This window comes from Bacteroides sp. MSB163 (genome assembly GCF_036416795.1).
GTDB lineage: Bacteria > Bacteroidota > Bacteroidia > Bacteroidales > Bacteroidaceae > Bacteroides > Bacteroides maternus.
The window spans coordinates 1068236-1092041 of record NZ_CP143867.1; the positions used below are offsets into that span (position 1 = coordinate 1068236).

Below are 23806 nucleotides of genomic sequence, written 5' to 3' on the forward strand. Positions count from 1 at the left end.
GAGCGTAAGTAATACAGGCATTTTACTATCTTTTTGCATACAAAGAAAGCCAATAGTTCGAAATAAGGGAACTATTGGCTCTATCCATAGGAGGTAAAACGTACCTGAACTTTTATATATTTTTATTTATTCGGCGTATCCCATTTCCTGGTATCCGTACAAGTAATATTCAAAGTTTGATTACCCGTCTGTATGCGAAAGTCACCTTTTTCCAGAATCCATTTGCCATCATAACCCACGAAAGCAAGGTCTGAGCCTTTTACTTTCAGCGTAACGGTTTTCGTTTCTCCCGGTTGCAGTTCTACTTTCTCGAAAGCACGCAGGCGGCGGATATCAGGAGTCAGGGAAGCGATCAGATCGCTGCTGAACAGCAGAACGCTTTCCTTGCCAATACAGTTACCGGTGTTCTTCACATCAACGGTGAAAGTAAGTACATCGTCAGCCGTAAAGTTGGTTTTATCCGCTTTGAGGTTGCTGTAAGCATAGGTAGTGTAGCTCAATCCGTAACCAAATGCCCATTGCACGGACATCACGGCATCGTAATCATAAGCACCCGACATCTTTTCAAGGTCTTCGCACGGCTTGTAGTCGTAAGTGAACAGTGAATTGATTTCCTTCGGATAAGTATAAGGCATCTTACCGCTGAAGTTGGCGTCTCCTGCCACGAGGTTCGCCAAAGCATCGCCCCCATAGTTACCCGGAAGCATGGTGTTGACAACAGCCTTTGCCAACGGTTCTATTTCGTTGACGATGCGCGGACGGCCTTCGTTCAGAACCAAAATAACCGGTTTTCCGGTGGCAGCCAATGCTTTCACCAGATTGAGTTGGCTTTCGGAAAGGAAGAGATTGTTCAGGTTACCCGGAGTTTCGCAATAGGAGTTCTCACCCACACAAGCGATGATATAATCCGCATTGGCGGCGGCAGCTACGGCTTTATCTATCTCTGGAGCATTTTCTTCCCACCATGCGCCACCTTCCTTATAAGTGACACCCGGCTCATAGATGATATTGGAAGCACCGAACTTCTGAGTGAACGATTCAAGAATGGTGTTATAATCCGCTGCTAATTCATCCGCCCTGTGCCCTTGCCAAGTGTAAGACCAGCCACCGTTGAGCGTACGCATGGAGTTGGCATTAGGACCTGTAATCAGCAGTTTTTTATCTTTGGGCAACGGCAAGATGTGATCGGTATTCTTCAATAAGACTAGAGACTCTTCGGCAGCCTGCAAAGCGGCGGCGGCATGCTCTTTACCTCCGAACAGGGGGAAATCCGTATGATTATAAGCAGGCGTTTCGAACAAGCCCAAGCGATACTTCATGCGCAGCACGCGGCGTACAGCATCGTCAATACGGCTCATCGGCACTTCGCCTTCTTCCACCAACTCTTTCAGGTATGTACAGAAACTCCATTCATAAGGCACCATCGACATATCGATACCAGCATTGATAGCTATCTTGATAGCCTCTTTCTTGCTGCCTGCAATCTTATCGCGGGTATAGAGGTTATTGATATCCGCCCAGTCGGTCACAATCATGCCATCCCAGTTCAAGTCCTCTTTCAGCCACTCGGTCAGCAGTTCATAGTTGGCATGAAAAGGAAGCCCGTTGTTCATGGCAGAGTTCACCATCACAGACAAAGCACCTGCCTTGATACCTTTAAGGAACGGAGCGAAATGTTTCTCGCGCATATCCTGCACGGTGATGGACGAAGGGGTACGGTCTTTACCGGAAACAGGGACACCGTAACCCATATAATGCTTGATGCAGGCGGCTACTTGTTGTTTTCCTATATGGTTAGGATCACTGCCCTGGAAACCGACTACAGCTTCGCGTCCCATTTCGGCATTCACGTAGCAATCTTCACCGTAGTTCTCCCAATGACGGGGCCAGCGGGCATCACGTGCCAGGTCGAGCACCGGAGCATAGGTCCAGGGGATACTTCCGGCCTTGGTTTCATAAGCAGAGATGCGGGCGCCTTCACGCACCAGTTCGCGGTTGAAGGTAGCTGCCATATTGATACCCTGGGGGAAGAAGGTTCCACCCAATGTATAAGTTGTTCCGTGTATCTGGTCTACACCATAAATACAAGGAATACCCATCACTTTCATCGATTTGTCCTGTATCTTCCGGATGATTTCCTCCCACTTCTCTTTGGATTGGGCAACGCCCTGGGGCACATTCAGGATAGAGCCGACCTTGTACTTGCCGATAACGGTATCCAGCAAAGCATCATCTATCTGAAACTCTTGGGTCGAATTATCACGTTTGGTAATGACGTCAATGGTAAGCTCTGTCATCTGCCCAATCTTCTCTTCAAGGGTCATCTTCTTGAGCAAGGCTTCTACCTTCTTTTCTATTTTCCCATCTCTTGGGATGGCAGGAGCCACTGTAGTTTGCGCCGTAGCGGTTAACATCAGCCCGGAGAGGGCTGCGGATAAGATTAATTTTCTATTCATGGTATTGTTTTTGGGTTTCAGCAGGCAAAGATAAGAACATCCTGTTATCCTCAAGGGTATAACAGGATGCTTTTTAGGTATTGTTTTGTTATTTCCTGTATTTCTCTTACCTGAACAACATCGGAACGAACTCCGTCAGATAAATACGCCAGTTCCTCCAGATATGTCCTTCATCCGATTCGTAATAGGTATATTTATATCCCTTTTCATCCAGCAGTTTACGGTACTCCTCATTGGCTTTGTAGAGGAAATCCGTCTTACCGATGGCAATCCAGTAAAGGGCAGGGTTCTTGTCAAACTGCACTTTCAGTTTTCCTTCCATGTTCTCGTATATCGGTGAAGACACCTCTTTGTTAGGCATAATGGCAGCGGAAAACAGTCCGACATAATTGAACATATCAGGATATTGCTTGGAAATATGCAAAGAATGGAAACCACCCATAGACAAACCGGCAATGGCACGACCGGATTTACTCTTTATCGTACGATAGTTTTTATCGATGAACTTCACGATCTCGGGAAACGCTTGTTCATAAGATCCCTCCATCGTCTTGGGCAACTGCATTGTCGGGGGAACCATTCCACGGGATGACTCTCCGGGAGCAGCTTCCTGTGAAGCATTACCGTTCGGCATTACTACAATCATGGGCTTTGCTTTACCCTGTGCAATCAGGTTGTCCAATATCTGTGCAGTACGACCCAAAGAAATCCATGCTTCTTCATCGCCACCCATTCCGTGAAGGAGATAAAGCACGGGATAGCGTTTGCCGCCGGTTTCATAACCGGCAGGAGTATAGACCGTCATACGACGTTCCAGGCCAAGTGCCGGACTATCATACCATATTCGGGAGACAGTTCCGTGAGGCACCGGATTGACTTTATAAAAATCGGCACGGTCGCCGCCAATGATAAATACGTTGGTTAAGGTGGACACATCACGGATCAGGTAGACATTGGCGGGATCGTTCATCCGCAAGCCATCTACTATGAAAGAGTAGCTGTAAAGCTCCGGTTTCAGAGGTTCGGGAGTAGTATATTCCCATACACTCTCCTGCCCTTCCTTCATATCCACAATTCCGGGAGCCTCAAACTTAGCATTCTTTTGTACAGGCAGGAAGTCTCCTGTAAGCTGTACTCTCACCGCTTTTGGTGCTTTGAAGCGGAAGGTTACGGTATTGTTGTCATGAATCTCGGGAGATACCACGGGAGCACTTCCCCAAAGGGCTTGTTGTGCAAACATCGTCACGCCAATCAGCAAGGCGACGATCAAAGCTGTTAATCTTTTCATAAGTATGTATATATCAATGTTCACGGATATAGTTTATAATCAGGAAACAGGCAGGTTCAAGTACTGTGCCGTGATTGAAGCCTTGCAACTCATACAGAGCCACCTTCTTATTGCCGATATTCTTCGCTACGGAAGCGAATAAGGCGTTCTCTTCCCATCGATCCGCCATTTCCAGATTGCGGTCTCCGGTAATCAGTATGACAGGAGGGGTATCTTTACGCACACAGTTCACCGGGGCATATTCATCTATAATAGGAATACCGTTTGGCAACCCGCGTTCTTTACGAATCGTGAAATGAGTCACCGTCTGTCCGCTGACGGGAAGATAAGCAGCCACTTTATCGGCATCCGCACCATAAGCTTCCATGTACTTCTTATCCATAGCCAATATCAGTGTAAGGTAGCCGCCTGCGGAATGTCCGGAAACAAATATCTTGTCTTTACTGCCGCCGTATTCTTCTATATGGTTGAATGTCCATGCCACGGCAGCCGCAGCATCTTCAATATAAGCGGGATTCTTGGCCTTGGGACTTAGACGGTAGTTCACCGCCACCACAGCAAAGCCTCTGTTCATCAATTCCTGGGGGATATGCTTCCCACCGCCTTCCAGACCACCGCCATGAAACCATACGATAGTAGGAAAATCTTTTTTGTCCACCGGATAGTAGACATCCAGTTTGCAACGTTCCTTCCGGTAAGCGTCAGTCTCGGACTTGGCAATATACGACAGGTCTTTTACAGTTTTATATACTTCCTGTGCATGCAGGGTAAACATACAGAATAATAACAACAGAAGTGTCACTTTCCTTTTCATGGCATATTTGTTTAAAGGTTTGTAGCTGCAATATTAGGCAAATAATTTCAAAGAGCTGCTTCTTAATTGTTGAAAAGATTGTCTATACGTTCAATTTTAATCATTACATTTGCGCAAGCATTCAATTTCTTACAATTATGGCACACCACTTGAATACCAACAAACAGTTTATGGTAGGCAACGGCATCCTGGCCTTTGCAGTTATTTTCGTTGTCGTCATCTTCGTTTACATGAGCCTGCGTTTGCAGAAGCAGAAAGATGAAGACCGGAACTTTATCGAAACGTACACCATCACCCTGGAAAAAGGATTTATTGGAGATTCCCTGTCACTAATGATTAATGACAGCGTACTGGTGGATAAGAAAATAACCGAAGAACCATTCAGTATGGATGTGAAACGTTTTGCCGAACAGAGCGCATTGTTGATTGTGGATAAAGCAACGGATCAACTATCCCTATTCGAACTGAGTGAAAAAGGTGGTAACTACCGGTTTGAAAAAGAAAATGGGGAAATAAAACAGCTGGCGCAAAAATAATTCACCACAGAGTAACACAGAGTCTCACTGAGTTTTATTTCAATAGATTAAACTCAGTGAGACTCTGTGTTACTCTGTGGTGAAAACTTATTTCACTTGAAAATAGAACTTATGCTTCAGTGATTTTCCCGGCATCTTAAATGTCAGTTCCACAAAGTTCTCTTCGTCTTCCAGACAGTCTTCGCTATTATAAGTTATCAGAATGTCTTCGCCACATGGCACAGCTTTCAGCTGGGAAGCACAGTTAGAAGTAAGTTTCGGCATAGCAGCCGTAGTTATCTTCTTTCCTTTTATAAATAAGGAGACTATATAAGCATCCTTGCCGTCCGACCTTCCTTCGGCAGTGATAAAGGTTGGCAATTTCCGGTAGTTCTGAACAACACCTTCCGCCCATTCGCGGCGTGTCTTATCGAAGAAATATTCTGCGGCGGGACGCATTTTTGTGATGCACTGGTCTATTTCTTCCACCGAAGAGATATCAGAAATACGCTCTTCCATCTTCTTTATCAAGTCTTCCATCGCACGATCCTGCTCTTCGAACTGACGAACCAACGCTTTATGTTCACTTTCAGGGAAGGGATAGCGTATCGCATAAGCGTACGTTATCTTACCGGACTTCTTATCACGGCGTTTCTCCCAATACGAACCATCGACTTTAGAAAGTGAGATCCCCTTGATAAAAGGCAAAGAAGCCGCACGGGTAGAGCCTTCGGCCATATACTGATCGACAAACTCCGTGATACGATCACCGTTACCGGAAGTCTGTTTCACTGTATGCGAATCCGAGAACTCGATATTCTGTGCCACAGCCTGAATAATCTGGCGCTTCACACTTTCCAGGCATTGCTGACGCGCCTCTTCCATCGAACCAGTCTCAGCAGAAGCCACGATATAGCCAGACTCCGCAGACTCATACCAGACGGGAGCTTTCTTATCGCTCTTTTCAACGACTTTATATGCCTGGGCAAACAATGAAGCTGTTCCCATGCAGAAAAACAAGGCAACCGTAATTCCTATTCTTTTCATCTTCATAAGCGGTTTTCCTTTCTTTATTTCCAATCAACGGGCAGATTATGGATAATCACTTTACAGTTATCCACCGTCATTTCTACATACGAAAGTGTGACACAAGGAGTACTGACACCTTTGATTTCGAACACCTTACCTATTCTGACACCTTTCGGCATCTTGTTTCCATAAGTCCAGGAAGTACAGCCATTCGTCTCTATCTGAGAGAAATTAGTAAAGGTCGCACCATCCGGATCAATCGCCGAAGTCATACGAATAGTCGCACTGTTATTCGTCACACCTGTATTGGTGAAACGGGCATAGACACGAATACTTTCAGCCGTTTCATTACCCTCACAAGACACCAGTTCAAAAGAAAGGTCATTGCAGGATACCGAGATCTTACATTCGGGCAAAGAAGACTTCTCAGGCTGCACGGCAACCGGTTCGGGAGACCTCACAGGCTCTGCAACGGGAGTAGGTTGCACTTCTGGAGCAGGTTCCGGGGAAGCCGGTTCTTCGGGAGCAGGTTCAGAAGCGACAGGCGATTCCTGCGGCTCCTGCTTCCCTATTTTTTGCAATAGCCCCAACACTTCATCGTAGCAAGGCACCGTTTCGGGAACTATAGATAAATAATCCGCGGCTTCATTCAGCAACCCGGCATCTATCAGCACCTCCGCTTTCTTAATGATGACAGAACAATTCTGCTGGTAGAAATCAGCAATACGCTTACGTGTAGTGCGGATGAAACGCACAAAAGCCGGATCAGTAACCTTGATACCGGAGATAAGCGAAGCAATTGCATCGTCCTTACTTCCGGTAGCGTCTCCCTGTACCTCGATAACGGCTGTTCCATATACGCTGTCGTCATATTTATTACGGGCGGTCAATGAAAATTCACCTGTAACCAGCGTCACATCCCGCAGTAATCCTTCCGTCTTCTTCGTCTCTCCGAGAACAAGTTCGGGCTGAATGACAAACGCATTGTAAAGTGAAGCAGTTCCGGCATTATTGCGGGCAATAATTTGCTCCACTTTCAGTTTCAGCGCATCCATGTTCTTCTGGCTTAATCCCTTCTGCGTGGGCGTACCCGCCACAAAATGAATGTTATCCTGCGCCGCCGCACCCAGCGAAACGAGCAACAATAAAGCCCATAGAAATCTATTCTTCTTCATAAAATGCAGATTTATTTAATGATTACAGTCAGCCCTTGCCCCATTGTAACTACAGAGGCAACATATTCTCCCCCTAATTTCTCATCGAGGAAGTTCTTCAGTTCGGTACTGAAGCGGGAAATGGTATAAGCGCGTCCCTGCGCTTCATCCCAAATTGGCACTTGTACAGACATATCGATCACCTTGTCGTTGCTGCGGCTCATATCGTAAACACCATTCAAAGCGTGAACCTGCAACCAGTCTTCCAATACGGTCTTGAAACTTGCGCTTCCATCGGGCAACAGCTGGTCAAAGTCCCAGTCGGTGATGGATTTCGCCAGTACCATTTGGATAGCCATCTCACGACCGTTCTTCACAATGTCATTGAAAGAAGCCTGCAACTTGGTGAAAAACTCATCTTTTACCTTTTTAAGAGCATAGTCCGTCAGCTTGATGGTATCTGTGGTGACATACCTACCACTTTGGAAAGTGGCGCTTGCCAGATTGCCTGCCGTCTGAAATTCAGTTGCCGTCAGTTCCAGCGACACTTCGCTTTGGCGTCTTGCATCAGTGGTTGTCATTACTTTGGCAGTCACAATGATATCCGCACCCATATTCTGAATCATCTTAGTTACGGCATCAGACTGAGTACCGGCTGTCAGCACGTCATTCCGTTTCGCCCGTTTCAGTTGGGCAAGGAAATCTTTCGTCTTATATCCGCGTGAACTGAACTCACTGGTCATCTTACTCACGGCATAACTCAACATCTGGTTATGGTCGAGAATAGCACGTATATCTTCATCTTCCCTGGTATAAGGAACCACCGTCACCGTAGGCAAACTTACCTGACTGCCAGGGGTACCCACTGCCATACCAAGATTAGTCTGCACCTTATTCCGGTTCAGATCTTTCTGCAAAGCATCGAACAAAATAGTCATTTCCACCGTGCAGCGGTATTGCTTACCTTGCTTTTCCGGTCCCTCCGTAATTGTATAATCCTTAACAAACACGGAATAACGGTTTTCATCGAAAAAGCGGCGGTCATAGTCAGGTTTTGCAGTAGAAATCATCGGATTTCCTTTATTGACTCCATCCACCCCCGTATAAAATAAGGTATAGAAGGCAGACTTCAATGCCATATTTGCCGCCTCTTTCTTCTTCTCACTGATACCCAGGGCACGGACAGTCAATGTGTTTCCCTGCTGTTGCAGAAAGACCACTTCACTGGAATAATTCTGTCCGCAAAGAGTGGCGGACAGAAATATTCCCAAAAGAAACATAAAACAATGCTTCATAATAACTGTATGGTTTTATTAGTTGAAAATCCCGCCCATCAATGTCTGTTCGCGGGAAACGATCTTTATCGGTTGCTCATCACGGATGGCTTTCATGATTTCTTCACCACCCTTCTGCACCTTACACAAAGAGATATCATCTCCTTCAACCGCCTTCACGGTCAAACGGCCGATTTCCTTCTTGGCTTCGCGTCCGGCAACTTCACGTATGGCATAAACAGTAAATTTCTGGGCCTCTTTCACACCATTCATGGAGCCGAGGTTAATGTACACTTCCTCTGCCTTGCCTTTCTTCTCGCTATTTACTTCAAGGATAGTTCCTTCCATTTTGAAGTATTCATCCACAAAGTCGCGCATGCTGTATACCGCACTTTTGATAGTGTTGGCAATGGCTTCTTCCTTATTGCCACCGGTTCCTCCGGTCAGTCCGCTGTGCTGAAACGTCTTGGTACCGATCAATGTACCGTTCTTCGGATTGATAACTTTCAGTGTATAAGATACTGAGCCATCATAATATCCTTTTCCATCTCTTGTCTTATAAGCGGCAGTCATAGAAGATACCTGACCTGTAATGATGAACTGCGCCCCCAATTCTTCCATCACCGAGAGGCGGTCCATTTCATTATCGTCACCCGAAGAGATATTAGCAGATGAGCGACGTTGCGATTCAATACGCAAGGCATCCTGTGCATCCACATCAATCAGAATCACACGTTCCATCTTCTGTATACCCTCAATCACCGTATTACGCAAGCCCTCTACCCACGAGAACGGCGCATCGCCGGAGCGTTTGAAATAGTCAATGAATACCGTAGGCTTTCCCTTCGGCTCATCAAAGTTCTGGCAATAACCGGCAAGTGAATATACCACACAAAACACTAAGAGTACAATCTTTCTCATAAACTTCTTGAATTATATAATTTAAACTTCTGAACTTGTATCTTACTTTAATTTTTCAAAAATAAACATTTGTTATCAAACCGCAAGAGCGTTTACGTTTATTAACTCAAAAAAGAAATACAATCACGGAAAACAGTGACAACTCCTATACCATGTATTGATTGTATCAGAACCATGTCTGCATCGTACCCGAACCGTATCTGCACCGTACTTGCTCCGTACATTCTCCACTCAGAGGTACCTCTGACCGAAGGAACTACGGAGTTGGTACGGAGCAAGTACGGTTCAGATACGGTTTAAGGGTAATCCTAGTATGGTAAGCGACTGGGTAAGTAGCTTGGTAAGTCGTGGTAAGTGTACAGTAAAGAAGCAATATGCGATATGACTTCAAGTGGTTAAAACTCCGTGCGATATTGCCTCAATTCTTTCCGCAAAGCTTGGGCTTTTCCTTCTGTCAATTCATCGAGAAGTGTCCAGAAGCGCTCACCGTGATTCATCTCACGAGTATGAGACAATTCGTGTAGAAGTACATAGTCTATCAGATGTTTCGGCAACAAAACCAGATAGTAAGACAGATTGATTGTGCGCCGTGCCGAACAACTCCCCCAGCGTCCACTGCTGGAATTGATTTTTACACTTTGGTAAGGCAGATTGTGTTTCTGTGAAAGCATATACAGACGGGGTGGAAGAATGATCTTTGCATTACGACGCAGAGCCTCCTCGATAACTTTACGTAGCCATGCTTGTAATTCCGCATCAGCAAAATCGGCTCCCGGCGGACAGATAATCTGCATCTCTCCCAACTCGGAGCGTGAAAGGAAACGTTCGCGCTGTCCGCTTACAAGACTTAATTTGAAGAACTCCGTATCAATCCGAAAGTTTAAGTCTATCAGAGGACGGATATGTTTTTTCCGGGCTACCCGTAAACGGGGACGCAGTTCTTCTATCGCATTCTTTATCTCTTTTAGTGTAGTTCCCGGTGGAATGGTTACATAGATAGCATCTTCCCGCGTACGGAAAGTCAAACGCCGCGCACGGGTATTCACTTTAATAAGAAAGCGTCCAAGTTCATTATCTTCCAATACATTTTCCAAAACGACAAAACCTCCCAATGAATAAACAGACAAATAAACAAAATATCGTTCGAATATACAAATGACCGGATACCCAAAAACGGACAAGTGTCCGAAAACGAACACCTTCCCTAAAAGAATACATACTAATTATCAACACTTTATAAAATTGGCATGAATATTGACCTATAGAATACAACCGGACGTTGATAAAAAAGTTTCTGAAAAAAGAGAAAAAGACATGCAACCTTTTTTAAGTAACTTACGTCTTATAGATAAACAGGAATAATATAAATGAATAATTATAAAACTAAAAAAGTTATGAAAAAGTTAGCAAGCCTCCTCACATGTATCTGTTTAATCCTTAGTACAACAGCGTGTTCGCAAAGCAAAAACTACAGTTCAGGTAACTGGGGTAGTAAAAAAGTGATAGCCAGCAATAAATACGTAACAAAGGATATCAAGGTAGATAACTTCAAAAAGATCAGTGTAGCCGGTAGTCCTGATGTTACGTTTACTCAAAAGTCGGGACGCCCCGAAGTAGAAGTCTACACCTCGGACAACATTGTTGACTTGCTGGATATTAAAGTAAAGGACAACACCTTATATATAGGCTTCAAGAAGAACGTCAATGTGTCTTACAAGAAACTCGAAGTACGTGTATCCGCCGAAACTCTGAATGGGATTTCTGTTGCCGGTTCAGGAGATATCTTCCTGAAAAACGGCCTTCAGACTAATGACAATTTATCAATCAATGTTGCCGGTTCAGGAGATATCAAAGGCAGCGGCATCAAATGCAATGATATGAAAGTGTCTGTAGCAGGATCGGGCGATATCAATGCTGATAATATTACTTGTAACAACCTGAAAGTATCCGTTGCAGGATCGGGTGACATGGTATTAAGAAATGTAACAGCTACGGGCACGGAAGCAAGTGTGGCCGGATCAGGCTCGGCAACTATTACCGGTACAACCCAAACAGCTACTTACAGCGTAGCCGGATCAGGTGATTTACTTACAGAAGGTTACGAGGCTCAACGCGTTACTGCCAGCGTAGCAGGTTCCGGCAGCATCAAATGTTTCGCTACCGAGTTCCTGAAAGCACGCACCAGCGGCAGCGGAAAGATAGGCTATAAAGGAAATCCTGAACTGGATTACCCGAAGAAGAGCCTGTACAAACTTTAAGATTCTCTCTTATAACTACTATAAAAAGGATAGTTTAACACAAAATTCAAGCGAAAGGGTTTCCGGGAGGAAACCCTTCGTTGTTTTTATCCAATGGTGTTATTTCAAATGAAGATGATTCGTTTTTATACGGTTATGAGCTAAATGATAAATAATCTTTTAGACGCGGATGACACGGATGACGCGGATCTTTTTTTTATCCACGTTTATAGTGCAGCCTTTTAAATTCGCGTTATCCGTGTCATCCGCGTCTAAAAAAAATATACCGAATGGCGCTAATCACTTATCACCAAACACTAATCACTTTTGTTCTTTTCTATACTAAAATGAATTAATTTCTCAAAAGGCTTCCCTAAAGCACAAAAAAATAGGGAAACCTCCCGGCCTCCCTATTCGTATTGTTAACTTTAATATTAAATGCAGAGTATATCTCCATTTAATGCCCTTATGCCTTAGCGGATAGTTTTCAAACCTTTCATCTCCGCTTTATCAGCTTCTTTGATGCTGATGGCAACGCCGCCACTGGCGGCTAATTTCTGTTTCAGCACACTCTTGGGTGTCACTACTACCTTACGTATACGATAACTCTGAGGATTGGTATCCCAATCTGCATCTTTGCCATCTTCGTAAATGGTAGCGATATATTGTTTTCCTTCCGGAAGCCAGGAGAAAGGAATCGTTGCCGTACGACTGTTCTCATCGGTAATGCCGCCAACAAACCATTCGTTTTTACCTTTTGCCTTGCGGGCTACGGTGATGTAATCTCCCGGTTCGGCTTCCAGGTACCAGCTGTTGTCCCAGTCTACCGCAACGTCTTCAATGAAGCGGAAGGCATCCGGGAAACGGGCGTAATTGGAAGGCAGGTCGGCTACCATCTGGATAGGAGAAGGCATAGTCATGTAAAGTGCCATTTGCTTCACCAAAGTGGTATGCACACGTTCGTTGGGTTTCTCACCGTTGTAATAAGACAATCTTGTCTCAAAAATACCCGGGGTATAGTCCATCGGACCACCTTTCAGGCGGGTAAAAGGCAGTATACAGGTATGATCGGGATCATTGCCACCCATTGTTTCGAACTCTCCGCCACGGGCAGATTCCTGAGCCAGCCAGTTGGGGTAAGTACGGCACAAACCTGTGGGGCGTACCGCCTCATGGCTATTAACCATTACTTTATAATCAGCAGCGCGACGGGCTACATGAATATAATGGTTGTTCATCCATTGGGAAGAGTGATATTCATTACGGGGGATGATGTAACCTACGTAACCGGTTTTCACGGCATGATAGCCATTGTCTACCATGAACTGGAAGGCCTCATCCAATTGGCGCTCGTAGTCGGCGGCATTGGCAGCTGTTTCGTGATGCATCACCATTTGTACGCCTTTTTCTTTGGCATAACGTTGCAGTTCTTTGACGTCGAAGTCGGGATAGGCTTTGTTGAAGAGGAACTGACGGTCTTTCCGATAGGAAGCCCAGTCTTCCCAACCTTCGTTCCAGCCTTCCACCAGTATTCCGTCGATGCCATGGGCGGAGGCGAAGTCAATATATTCCTTCACATGGGCGGTATTGGCGGGGTGATGGCCGTTGGGTTTCAGTTTTGCATAATCTGTAATGCCGGGTTTGGCCTGATAGAAATCACTATACGCCCAGGTCTTTCCTTCGCCTGTGAACATTTCCCACCACACGCCGACGAATTTCATCGGACGAATCCAGGAGGTATCTTCATATTGGCAAGGTTCGTTCAGATTATAAATCAATTGAGAAGCAAGAATGTCGCGGGCATCATCACTGACAATAACAGTACGCCAGGGAGACAGCACGGGCAGTTGCAAATAGCCTTTCTTACCCAATTTATCAGGAGTCAGGTGGGCGCTCAGTTTAAACTGCTTATCATCTACATTCAGCAACATACCGGCATAATCCACTAAAGCGGCTTCATGGATATTCAGGTAGATGCCGTCTTCGCTTTTCATCATTAACGGGGTTTGCACTGTCAGGCCGCCTTCGGCTTTAGATTCATAAGATTTCTTGGCGATTCTTTTCTCCATATCCACTGCTATTTCCGATAGAGGGGCGGTGGTATAGGCAAACTCATTGGTATCATAATCACCGGGGATGCAAAAGGCCTTATGATTTCCCGTGAGATTGAATTCGGTTACTTCATCTTTTACGGTGAGGTAGTTCATCTTGCGTTGCAAAGGCAGTTCGTAGCGAAAGCCCAGACCATCATTGAACAGACGGAAACGGATATTTAGGATCCGTCCTGTTTCCGGTTGTTCCAAGGTGACGGTCATTTCGTTATAATGATTCCGTACCCGGTTGTACTCACCCCAGACGGGATTCCAGTAGTTATCAACAGAGGCACGTTCAAGGTTTGTTTGTTTGAATCCTCGGGTCAGGTCGGCTTCTTCCGTCAGGAGACCTAAACGACCGGAAGTTAAAACGGGTTTGCCTTTATAGTCCAGCCGGTATGCCGGAACGCCGTCTGCCTGCTCCATAAACTCCAATGACAGGTTACCGTCAGGAGAAGTGAGTTGCTGGGCCGAGGCGAACGAGCCGAGGCAAAGGAAAAAGGCAATAAAAAGAGAATGTTTCATATTCTATTATGGTTTTAGTATGATACTTTTAAACACTAATATCATCTCATCAATACTTAAAGATTCGATACTGATAAGGGCACAGACTCAGTTCTGCTTCCAGCTTCTCTTCTGTTCCGCTATACATATCTTTACTTGGATGTCCGTTCCACTCTTGCGGAAGCGTCACATTTACTTCACGATTACGTACATTTACAGCAACCAACACACGGTCTTTACCATCCTGTTTTTCAAAGAGCAGCACATCGGGTTGCGGATATGTCTTCAATCCCCCTTTACGGATAGCCGGATACTCGTTGTAAAGAGCCATCAGACGACAGTATTCCTGATACAGTTCACTGTTCCCCGTCCAATCCACCGGAACATACGTAAAGAAGTTGATAGCTTCGGGATAACCCGCCTCTTGTGAACCATAAATCAACGCTCCTCCATGCAGATAAGTAGTCAGTACGAAAGCTGCCATAGAGCCGCGCACATCTCCGAATTCTTTAGTAGGCGACATCTTTGCCGACTCATCATGATTGGTGGTAAAACGCAGTTTCACTTTTCCTACAGGGATAGTGTCATACTCCGCTTTATCCGTAGCAAACAGTTCCTGTGCCGGAGCATCTTTTACGAATACATCGCGAAGTGACTCCAGAAAGTCCCAGGAATAATTCATATCGAAACCAGCATCAAAGTGGTCGCGTCTTTTCCCTTCAGCCAGCATCAGTAACGAACGCCCGGGGATGGCACGCAAAGAGTCGAGCGCCTGTTTCCAGAAGTCGAAGGGAACAAAGTCCGCCGCATCGCAACGGAAGCCATCGATGCCGATTTCTGTAACCCAAAACCTCATGGCTTCAATCATTGCCAGGCGCATCTCCTGATTATCAAAGTTTAAGTCAGCCACATCCTTCCAACCGGTTCCGGCAGGAAAGATTATGTTTCCGGCCTCATCCTGCGTATACCATTCTTTGTTGACAATCCAGGCATTGTCCCAGGAAGTATGATTGGCTACCCAGTCGATAATCACATTCATCCCCTTCTGATGGCAAGTGGCAACCAAAGCCTTAAACTCATCCAGAGTACCGAACTCCGGATTCACTCCTTTATAGTCCTTCACACAATAGGGGGAATTCACTGATTTCTCCTGCCCCACTTCATTGATCGGCATAAACCACACCACGTTGATTCCCAATGCCTGAATGGAATCCAAGCGACGTTCCACCACCTTGAACGACTTCTCAGAAGCAAAGACACGCGGATTGACCTGATACATCACCACATCTTCCACAGCAGGCAATGCCGCAACTTTCGCCGCCGCTTCGCCCTGCCGCTTACCTGTACAGGCAGCAAGCAGGCACAGCAGACTTACAATAAATATATATTTCTTCATATTATCCTTCTATTTTCCAAATGTAATATTGGTAGGGCTCCAGTGTTACTGTTCTCGGCAATACGGTGCTTTCACCGGTCCAGAGGTTCTTCGCACTATCCCCTACCCGCTCCATAGGCAGATTCAATCTTTCCTGATTGCCGCTGGTATTTATCAGTACCAGTATCTTTTCCGTACTGGAGATACGATAAGAGCAAATCGCTTTACTCGTCTGATAAAGTTTGATTTCTCCATTCTGTAAAGCGGGAGAGTTACGGTACAACTGCATCAGTTTGGTATAATCCGCCTGATAATCGGTATTAGAATCCCAGTCCATCGCCTGATAGCCAAAGAAAGAGAGGGCCTTGTCATAAGCCAGTTCCTGCGAACTATAAATCATTGGGCAGCCACCCATAGAAATAGAGGCCACAAAGGCCGAGAAAGCACCTTCCTTGGTTTGATAAGCCTGCACGGGCGATTTCTCGGAAGCCATATCATGGTTGGTGGAATAACGCATAAGTAACCGTTTATCCGTTACCGAAGCAAGCTCACTGCGATGTGTATCATACAGATTAGCCACAGAAGCGCTTCCTGCATATACATCCTGTAGTTTATAAGCGAAGTTCCAGGCATACAGCATATCAAAACCTGCATCGTAGAGTGAAGTTTGTGAGCCTTCGGCCAGCATCAGCAAGGTACTTTTGGCGGCACGAAGCTTCGTGATGGTTTCCTTCCAAAAATCATTAGGTACCCCTTCGGCATGGTCGCAACGGAATCCGTCTATGTCAGCTTCGGTCAGCCAGTAAAGCATGGCCTCCTGCATGGCGACACGCATGGCAGTGTTGTCATAGTTCAGATCAGCCACATCGTCCCAACCCATTCCCGGCGGAGAAACAATATTACCGTTAGCGTCCTGCGTATACCAGTCCTTATGTTCCGTAGTCCAGGCATGGTCCCAGGCGGTATGATTGGCTACCCAGTCCAGAATAACCAGTATACCTTCAGCATGCGCCTTCGTAACTAATGCTTTCAGATCGGACAGCGTTCCATAGGCAGGATTAATAGCCCGGTAGTCTTTCACACAATACGGAGAACCGACAGCATTCTTTTCACCTTGCTGGAAAATGGGCATGAGCCAAAGAACATTGGCTTCCAGCTTTTTGATACGCGGCAGTTGGGCAGTCAGTCCATTCAGCGCCTGCGTTTCGCCGAAGAGTGCCGGATTGGCTTCATAAATCACCATTCCGTCTGTAGTAACGTCATCTGCGGGAGGCGGCATATCAGGATCATCATCCGAACTGCATCCGGTAAAGCTCAACAGCAAAAGGCTGGAGCACAAAATCTTAAGGATATCTTTTAGTCTCATATCTATAATGTTATACCTATTAATTATCTGATAAAAGTGTTTCAGCTTATGTTTCAGCTGGTGGAACTCTTAGCATCTTAGGGCTTGGGCAGTTTTTCATAAGAAGTAGCTGTGATGGAGAAGTAGATATCTCCTATCAATGCTGTATACAGCCCGCCATCTTCTATTTGCTGTCCACCTCCATTATTATTGAAAATCAAATTCGAATACTTACCAACATGTTCCGATAAATCAAAGTATTTATAAGTAACGCCATTGATTTCCCTCGTTCCGGTTACTTGTATGCCCGGCCAACTGTCACCAATTGCAGCGTCGCCCCAGCCATAGAGCGCCAAAGCATCCCAACCTGAGTTATCCTGTACATACACGGTACAATCTTTTATTTCACTACAACCCGCTTCCGAGATGCGGAGGTAGTAATCACGAGCTATCGTCAGGTTATAGTCATTCAACTGGCTTCCACCATTGTTATTATTGAATATCAGATTGACATTCTTATTTGTACAATCCGGTGTCAGATGGAAACACTTATACGTCGTACCGTTGATTTCTTTCGTCTCCGACACTTGTATGCCGGGCCAGCCGCCACCAAGTTCCACATCTCCATAGCTGTAAAGTGCCAACGTACCCCAACCGGTATTATCTTCCACATAAAGAGAATAGCGCGTACCGTGATTTGCGGGATCTATCTCCTCGCACTTCTCTGGAGTAATGCTGAAATAGAAATCGCGGCTGAAAGTGATGTTCTTAACGAAAGACAGCACGAGTCCCGGATCGTCTTCCTTTTTGTTATTATTAAATGTCAGCTTCAGACTTTGATTCATCAGTTCCACATCGGTTTCAAAGTATTTATAAACCACTCCGTTGATTTCCTTTGTTCCGGCAGGTTCAAGTCCCGGCCAGTCTTCATTGTTATCACCAGCTCCGGAGATGTAAAGTGCCAGATCTTCCCAACCGGACTGGTCGTCTACATAGATGCAATAGCTTGCTTCCGGATCTATCTCTTCAAAGCCTTTGTCGGTAATGCGAAAGTAGAAGTTTCTGTTGAGCGTCACTGCCGGACCGTTCACCTGCACATCTACATTATTGAATATCAGATTCAACCCTTCATAGCCATCCAAAGATTTCCCCATATCGAAGTACTTATAAGTAACCCCATTGATCACTTCCGTACCTTTCACCGAAAGTCCCGGCCAAGCAGGCGTCACATCACCATCACCGGCCCAACCGTACAGGTACAGATTATCCCAACCGGACTTATCAGCCACATAAACCACAAAGCCATCATGTCCTTCTTCTTCCGTATTAAAGTAAGCCTCCCAGCGGTCTACCCATACATTGGTACGGGTTCCCACCTTTACATCCAGCCGATGCACCACGGTCTCATTCTTCACCGAACGTTCTTCACCTTTCGAGGCCGATACGAAGTAGAAGCCATCCGCCAGTGTCTTTCCATCTTTAAACGTGGAAGGTAACAGATAGATTCCCCACTTGGATTCACTTCCGGTAGCTTTCTCCAACTGCCATTCCAGATTACCAACGGCAGCTTTGGCTCCTCCATTAAAGTCGCCTACAATGTAGTATTCGTCATCGGCAGCACTACCTTTCGGCATGATGACTTCCAGCAATATGGCGTTCGCCTTGATTTCGAACTGAGGCAGTTCGTCATCGAATATAATTGTATCTGTATCGTCGCACCCATTGAGCAGAGCAAACAACGGCAACATAAACAGCCAATAAACTATCTTTTTCATGGATTTTCTGTTTTTGAGTTATTTATAATTCGGGTTCTGTATCAGTCCTTAATTGACAAGCAATGCAGAAGCAGGCAACGGATACCACTCATATTTACGATCACGCTTGGCGGGATAAAGTTGACCATTGTCCGTGGCACGTCCGAAGAACCACCACTGACCTTGCGTGAATTTGTCGAAACGACGCAGATCTGTACGGCGGCGGCGACCTTCATTCAGGAACTCAACACCCCACTGGCTCAACATCCAGTCCATATCGAAGGCGGTGAAGCCACGGCCCGGTTTGTCTTTCACGTCTGCCCAGTCGCCGGCACTGAAGTAGCGTTTACGTACTTCGTTCACCAGTTCTTTGGCCTTGTCGGCTTGTCCGGCACGCATTTCACATTCTGCCAGCATATAATACACTTCACTCAGGCGGAATTCCACTTCGTCGATGTTCTGGAAGTCGATAGCGGCGGAAGTAGGATATACCGGATACTTCACCAGACGAAGGCCGGAGTTCGTCTCTCCCCAACGCGGTGACATGACGGTTTCCAAGTTGCGTCCGAGGTTCATAAACGTACCTACCTGGTCTACATATGCCAAGTCTTGTCCGTCACGGTCGGCATCGGCTTTCAAGGCTTCACCCTTACCATAGTTAGCTTTTATGGTACCTTTCAGGAAGATACCGCTGTAGCCGTTCTTTTTGTCATAACTATAATTCTTTTTACGGATGTCGCGGTCGTCGAAGCGTTCGTAGACTGCACCCAGTTTATCACCGTAAGCCGCATCGAGGAAGCAGGTAGCTCCCTGTGTACCTCCCAATTCATTCACCGTTCCCGCATTGTCATACGAAGGAACCAGACAAGTACAGTTCCAACCACTCTGACTGTAAGTGCCTCCAAAATAATCCCAGATATTATAAGGATAGAAAGTCATGCGCATCCATCCCATATTCAGCTTACCGTCTTCGCAGGCAAAAGCCATGATGACTTCGGGACATTCCGTATTATTGATAGAGTAAATATCGCGATAATCCTTTGCCAACTCATATTTTCCATATTTACCGCCGATTATTTCACGGCACAGTTCGGCACATTCGGTATAGTGGCTTTCTTTGATAAACACCTCGGCATTCAGCAACAGACGGGCTTTGATCATACGGTTCACGGCCTTGTTCATGCGGTTCACCTGATTTTCGACCATTCCTTCGTAGCAATCATCCAGCTCGGTAGCAATGAAGTTATAAATCTTCTTGCAACTTGTATCGAAGTCCGGATCGGCAGTGGGTGGCAATTCACCGTCTACGGTGGCCGGTTCAATATTCAGCGGCAATGCACCACCCCAGATTTCGAAGATATTGTAATAAGCCCAGGCACGGAGCGTACGTACTTCGCCTTCATAAGCTTTCAATTTTTCATCGGTCATCTTCAGATCAGCAGAAGTTAACTTCCCCATATCAGCCAATAAAGTGTTACACAGGCCGATAGTGGTCCATGCATTCTCCCAGGCACTGCGGATAATCTTGGCATCGGGAGTCCAGTTCTGAATGGAGAAGATAAACTTTTCGCCTTCATCATATCCCCACTGACCGCCATTCCATACACGCCAGGTCACCTGATCGGCAGGAAATTCCTGCATGTACCAGAAGTATTCGGCATAACTGGTAGCCCCTGTGGAGTAAATGGTAGCTACCGCACTCTTCACACTATTCTCGTCCTGATAATAGACGCCGGAGTCTACACGGTCGAACACTTCTTCCGTAAGGTCGAAACAACCGCTCAATGAACAACCCAGAATGATTGCCAACAGACATTTATATTTCAGATATTTCATAATTCTTTTCTGTATTAATGATTAAAACGATAGCCTTATTTGAAACGGATATTCAAGCCTACGCTCAACTGGGTAGCCGAAGGATAGGCGCTGTTTGTATCTACACCCGGAGTCAGTCCGTTGATGGCAACAGCTGAAGGATCGTTACCGGAATAACCGGTCAGCGTAAACAGATTCTTAGCTGTCAGATAAACTCTCATACCTTTGATGAACTTGTTTTCTTTCGGGGTGATGGTATATCCCAGAGTCAGGTTATCCAGCTTAAAGTAATCGCCCTTTTCGAGGAAGAAAGAAGAGATAACACCGCCACCGGTTGTAATATCCGCATCTTTTCCATAAGCATCGCGCAGCACATTGTCCGTACCGCAGCCTTTCAGCCCCATTCCGTAACGACGCATGTTGAAGATTTCAAAACCGAAAGCACCGTTGAACATCAGGCTCAGGTCGAAGTTCTTATAACGGAGCGTATTACTCCAGGAAAGATAAGAGGTCGGCGTACCATTACCGATATGGCGTTTGTACTTCACATCTGCCTTGGACACGGGAACCTTTTCGCCTTCATCGGTATAAATCATCATATCGCCATTCTCTACACCGGCATACTCGTAGCCATAGAACTGACCGATCTTGCTGCCCTCTTCCACGCGGAAGAAGTATTCGCTGGTACCTACACCCGGTTTCTGATACAGTTCCACATAAGAAGCTTTGTACAGGCTGTTGGAGAGTTTATCCAGTTTCGTAGTGCCATAGGAGTAGTTGATACCCGTTGTCCATTCTACGGGAGTTCCTTTGAAAGCGTCGCCTTCCAGAGAAACTTCGATACCACGGTTCACGGTGGTTCCTACGTTTACCAGAATTGTGGAGTAGATGTAGGGAGGCTGCGGAGCCGTATAGTTGTAGAGCAAGTCGCGTGACTGGCGGTCGAACCATTCAACAGAACCGCGCAATCTGTTCCACAAGGCAAAGTCAACACCAATATTCATACTGACACTCTTCTCCCAGCCCAGTTTAGAGTTGGCATTCACCGAAGGGGCATAACCTGTTACCCAGGCACCATCCATCAGATAGGTATCCGTAACATTCAGCTGGGCATTTTTATGAGAGCCGTAAGTGGCCAATGATTGATAGCAATCGAAATCCGAACGGCCTGTTACACCGTATGAGACACGGGGCTTCAAACTCTGGACAATGTTTTGGTGGTCTTTCAGGAAACCCATATTCGCCATTTCCCAGGCAAGGGAAAGAGACGGGAAAGCGCCCCATTTATGATCTGCACCGAATTTGGTAGAGCCTTCGTAACGGATAGAAGCGGAAGCAATCAACAGATTCTTCCAGTTATAGTTAACACGTCCGAAGACACCGATCAGTTTGGCAAGAGATTTACCGGTACCCATGCTTGCTTTTCCTTTGGCAAGATAAGAACCGCTTCCAAGGTTATTCCAGAGAATATCATCGAAATTGAAGTCACTGTTTCCGGCTTGCAGGCGTTCCCAGGTGGTTTGCTCGTAGTTGTAGCCTACCATTGCTTTGATGTTGTGGTCCCCCAGATCCAGCGAGTAGTTACCCAACCACTCCAGGCGGGAAGTATACCATTTCTGGTAAGTCACTTCTGCACGTCCGTTATAACCGTTCCAGTATGATTCACCGGCGGTGGAAGGGGTATAATAGTGCTGTTTCAGATCGTTGTAGTGCAAAGAGTAGCTCAATGAAGTATTCAGCATTTGCTTTTCCGAACGGATCAGGTTGACTTTTACCTCAGCAGTACCCAACAGGTAAACGCGCTGTCCGTTATTGTCAATCTCTTTCAGTTCCTGCACCGGGTTACGTGCTCCGGTAGGAGACGTAGGCTGGAAGTAAGTTCCGTCCTCGTTATACAAAGGCATGGTAGGATTCATGCTCAGGGCAGTATCAAACATACCATCGTTACCCCATACTTCATTCACGCGACGGGCGTTGAGTGAACCGTTCAGTTCTACGATTCCATCCATCATACGCTGGTTCAGGACAAAGCGTCCGCCAAATTCTTCGCGGCTGCTGTTCAGATCGAGACCGGTTGCTTTCTTATAATTGAAAGAAGCGCCATAGTATCCGTTCTTGGTACTGCCGTCGATAGAAAGATATTGGTTGTTATCATACGAGAAGTCGCGCAGCAACAGGTCATACCAATCAGTAGAATACCCATAATCCGTTGCACGGCGGGAACGACGGAATTCGTCTGCGCTCAAGATATCCGGGCCACTCTTTGCCAGGTTCACACCGAACCAGCTGTCGTAAGTCACTTGGGCACGTCCGGCTTCTCCGGCTCCCTTACGGGTAGTAATCAGGATTACACCATTGGCACCACGTGTTCCGTAGATAGCGGCGGAAGCGGCATCTTTCAGTACGGTCATCGACTCAATGTCCTGTGCTGCCAGGTTGCGGATATCGCCACCTGCCACACCATCAATTACCACTAACGGGTCATTGGATGCCGAAATAGAGGTTGCACCACGAATCTGAAGAGAGGAACTTGCATTCGGATTGGCTGCCGCCGTATTGTTTACGGTCAAACCGGCTACTTTACCGGTCAGCATCTCCATCGGATTGTTCATGGAACCTTGCAGGAACTTCGATCTGTCTACCTGCACAATGGAACTGGAAAGTTCTTTCTTGCTCAATGAACCGTAGCCCACTACCACAACTTCATCCAGTGCCTGGGCATCTTCCGACAGCACTACATTGATTTCTTTGCGTCCGCTACAGGGGATTTCTTGTGTTTTGTAGCCAATAAAGGAGAAAACAAGGACGGAAGAAGGCTTCACGCCCGACAAAGTGTAGTTACCGTCAATATCGGTAATGATACCATTAGTTGTACCTTTCACGGTTACGTTAGCACCGATTACAGTTTCGCCCGTGGTATCCGTTACTTTTCCTTTCACGGTTAAATCCTGGGCAAAGGATGCCACTGCAAAAAGTAATCCGGCCATAAGAAGTAGAGACCGGCACAAACATAACTTTGTTCTTTTTACATTCATACTATTAGTTTTTAGATTAGCAATCATTCTGTTCACCTCCACAGGTTGAGGCGACAATGCAAATGTCTGTAAAAAGAAGGGGGAAGAAAAAGAGGACTAAAGAAAATCTAGGTTAACAAAAGGAACAAAACATTATATATCAGCAAGATAAAGCAAATAAAAGGCGTTAAAAAACTAAATAAGAACAAAGAAAAACA

The 23806-nt window shown here is 45.9% G+C and carries 16 protein-coding genes; 2 read left to right on the top strand and 14 right to left on the bottom strand.

Features of this window, described 5'->3' with window-relative positions; all coding sequences use genetic code 11:
• Positions 1–122: 122 nt before the first annotated feature.
• The 3 genes from VYM24_RS03660 to VYM24_RS03670 all read right to left on the bottom strand — a co-directional run bounded on the left by VYM24_RS03660 (position 123) and on the right by VYM24_RS03670 (position 4558).
• Positions 123–2456, bottom strand: coding sequence for a glycoside hydrolase family 3 N-terminal domain-containing protein (locus VYM24_RS03660; protein ID WP_330941475.1), 2334 nt, complete (start codon positions 2454–2456; stop codon positions 123–125).
• 106 nt (positions 2457–2562) lie between these two features.
• Positions 2563–3744, bottom strand: a complete 1182-nt coding sequence (locus tag VYM24_RS03665) for an esterase (RefSeq protein WP_330941476.1) — start codon at positions 3742–3744, stop codon at positions 2563–2565.
• Positions 3745–3757: 13 nt separating this feature from the next.
• Positions 3758–4558, bottom strand: a complete 801-nt coding sequence (locus VYM24_RS03670; protein WP_330941477.1) for an alpha/beta hydrolase — start codon at positions 4556–4558, stop codon at positions 3758–3760.
• 137 nt (positions 4559–4695) lie between these two features.
• Between VYM24_RS03670 and VYM24_RS03675 the strand changes: the two genes are divergently transcribed.
• Complete coding sequence (locus VYM24_RS03675) at positions 4696–5094, top strand: hypothetical protein (RefSeq protein ID WP_330941478.1); 399 nt, start codon at positions 4696–4698, stop codon at positions 5092–5094.
• Between the two features lie 87 nt (positions 5095–5181).
• Here the strand turns inward: VYM24_RS03675 and VYM24_RS03680 are convergent, their stop codons facing one another.
• From VYM24_RS03680 to VYM24_RS03700, 5 genes are all read right to left on the bottom strand, one after another.
• Positions 5182–6120, bottom strand: a complete 939-nt coding sequence (locus VYM24_RS03680) for a hypothetical protein (RefSeq protein WP_330941479.1) — start codon at positions 6118–6120, stop codon at positions 5182–5184.
• Between the two features lie 23 nt (positions 6121–6143).
• On the bottom strand, positions 6144–7277 hold the full coding sequence (locus VYM24_RS03685; RefSeq protein WP_330941480.1) for a hypothetical protein: 1134 nt from the start codon (positions 7275–7277) through the stop codon (positions 6144–6146).
• A gap of 11 nt (positions 7278–7288) precedes the next feature.
• Complete coding sequence (locus tag VYM24_RS03690) at positions 7289–8551, bottom strand: DUF6175 family protein (RefSeq protein ID WP_330941481.1); 1263 nt, start codon at positions 8549–8551, stop codon at positions 7289–7291.
• Positions 8552–8569: 18 nt separating this feature from the next.
• Positions 8570–9451: a hypothetical protein gene (locus VYM24_RS03695; RefSeq protein WP_195352718.1), complete on the bottom strand. Its 882-nt coding sequence runs from the start codon at positions 9449–9451 to the stop codon at positions 8570–8572.
• A gap of 395 nt (positions 9452–9846) precedes the next feature.
• Complete coding sequence (locus VYM24_RS03700; RefSeq protein ID WP_330942208.1) at positions 9847–10563, bottom strand: YgjP family zinc-dependent metalloprotease; 717 nt, start codon at positions 10561–10563, stop codon at positions 9847–9849.
• A gap of 282 nt (positions 10564–10845) precedes the next feature.
• Here VYM24_RS03700 and VYM24_RS03705 point away from each other — a divergent pair, with 282 nt between their 5' ends.
• Positions 10846–11709: a head GIN domain-containing protein gene (locus tag VYM24_RS03705; protein WP_330941482.1), complete on the top strand. Its 864-nt coding sequence runs from the start codon at positions 10846–10848 to the stop codon at positions 11707–11709.
• 452 nt (positions 11710–12161) lie between these two features.
• Here VYM24_RS03705 and VYM24_RS03710 read toward each other — a convergent pair whose 3' ends face one another.
• The 6 genes from VYM24_RS03710 to VYM24_RS03735 all read right to left on the bottom strand — a co-directional run bounded on the left by VYM24_RS03710 (position 12162) and on the right by VYM24_RS03735 (position 23609).
• Complete coding sequence (locus tag VYM24_RS03710; RefSeq protein ID WP_330941483.1) at positions 12162–14306, bottom strand: glycoside hydrolase family 97 protein; 2145 nt, start codon at positions 14304–14306, stop codon at positions 12162–12164.
• Positions 14307–14355: 49 nt separating this feature from the next.
• Positions 14356–15681: an alpha-amylase family glycosyl hydrolase gene (locus VYM24_RS03715; RefSeq protein ID WP_330941484.1), complete on the bottom strand. Its 1326-nt coding sequence runs from the start codon at positions 15679–15681 to the stop codon at positions 14356–14358.
• A 1-nt stretch (position 15682) separates the two neighbouring features.
• Positions 15683–17026 (bottom strand): alpha-amylase family glycosyl hydrolase, encoded by a 1344-nt coding sequence (locus tag VYM24_RS03720; RefSeq protein WP_330941485.1) that lies wholly within the window; start codon positions 17024–17026, stop codon positions 15683–15685.
• A gap of 77 nt (positions 17027–17103) precedes the next feature.
• On the bottom strand, positions 17104–18780 hold the full coding sequence (locus VYM24_RS03725) for a starch-binding protein (RefSeq protein WP_330941486.1): 1677 nt from the start codon (positions 18778–18780) through the stop codon (positions 17104–17106).
• 48 nt (positions 18781–18828) lie between these two features.
• Complete coding sequence (locus VYM24_RS03730) at positions 18829–20595, bottom strand: RagB/SusD family nutrient uptake outer membrane protein (RefSeq protein ID WP_330941487.1); 1767 nt, start codon at positions 20593–20595, stop codon at positions 18829–18831.
• Between the two features lie 35 nt (positions 20596–20630).
• The gene (locus VYM24_RS03735) at positions 20631–23609 is read right to left on the bottom strand and encodes a SusC/RagA family TonB-linked outer membrane protein (protein WP_330941488.1); all 2979 of its coding nucleotides are present in this window, start codon (positions 23607–23609) and stop codon (positions 20631–20633) included.
• Between the last annotated feature and the right edge of the window lie 197 nt (positions 23610–23806).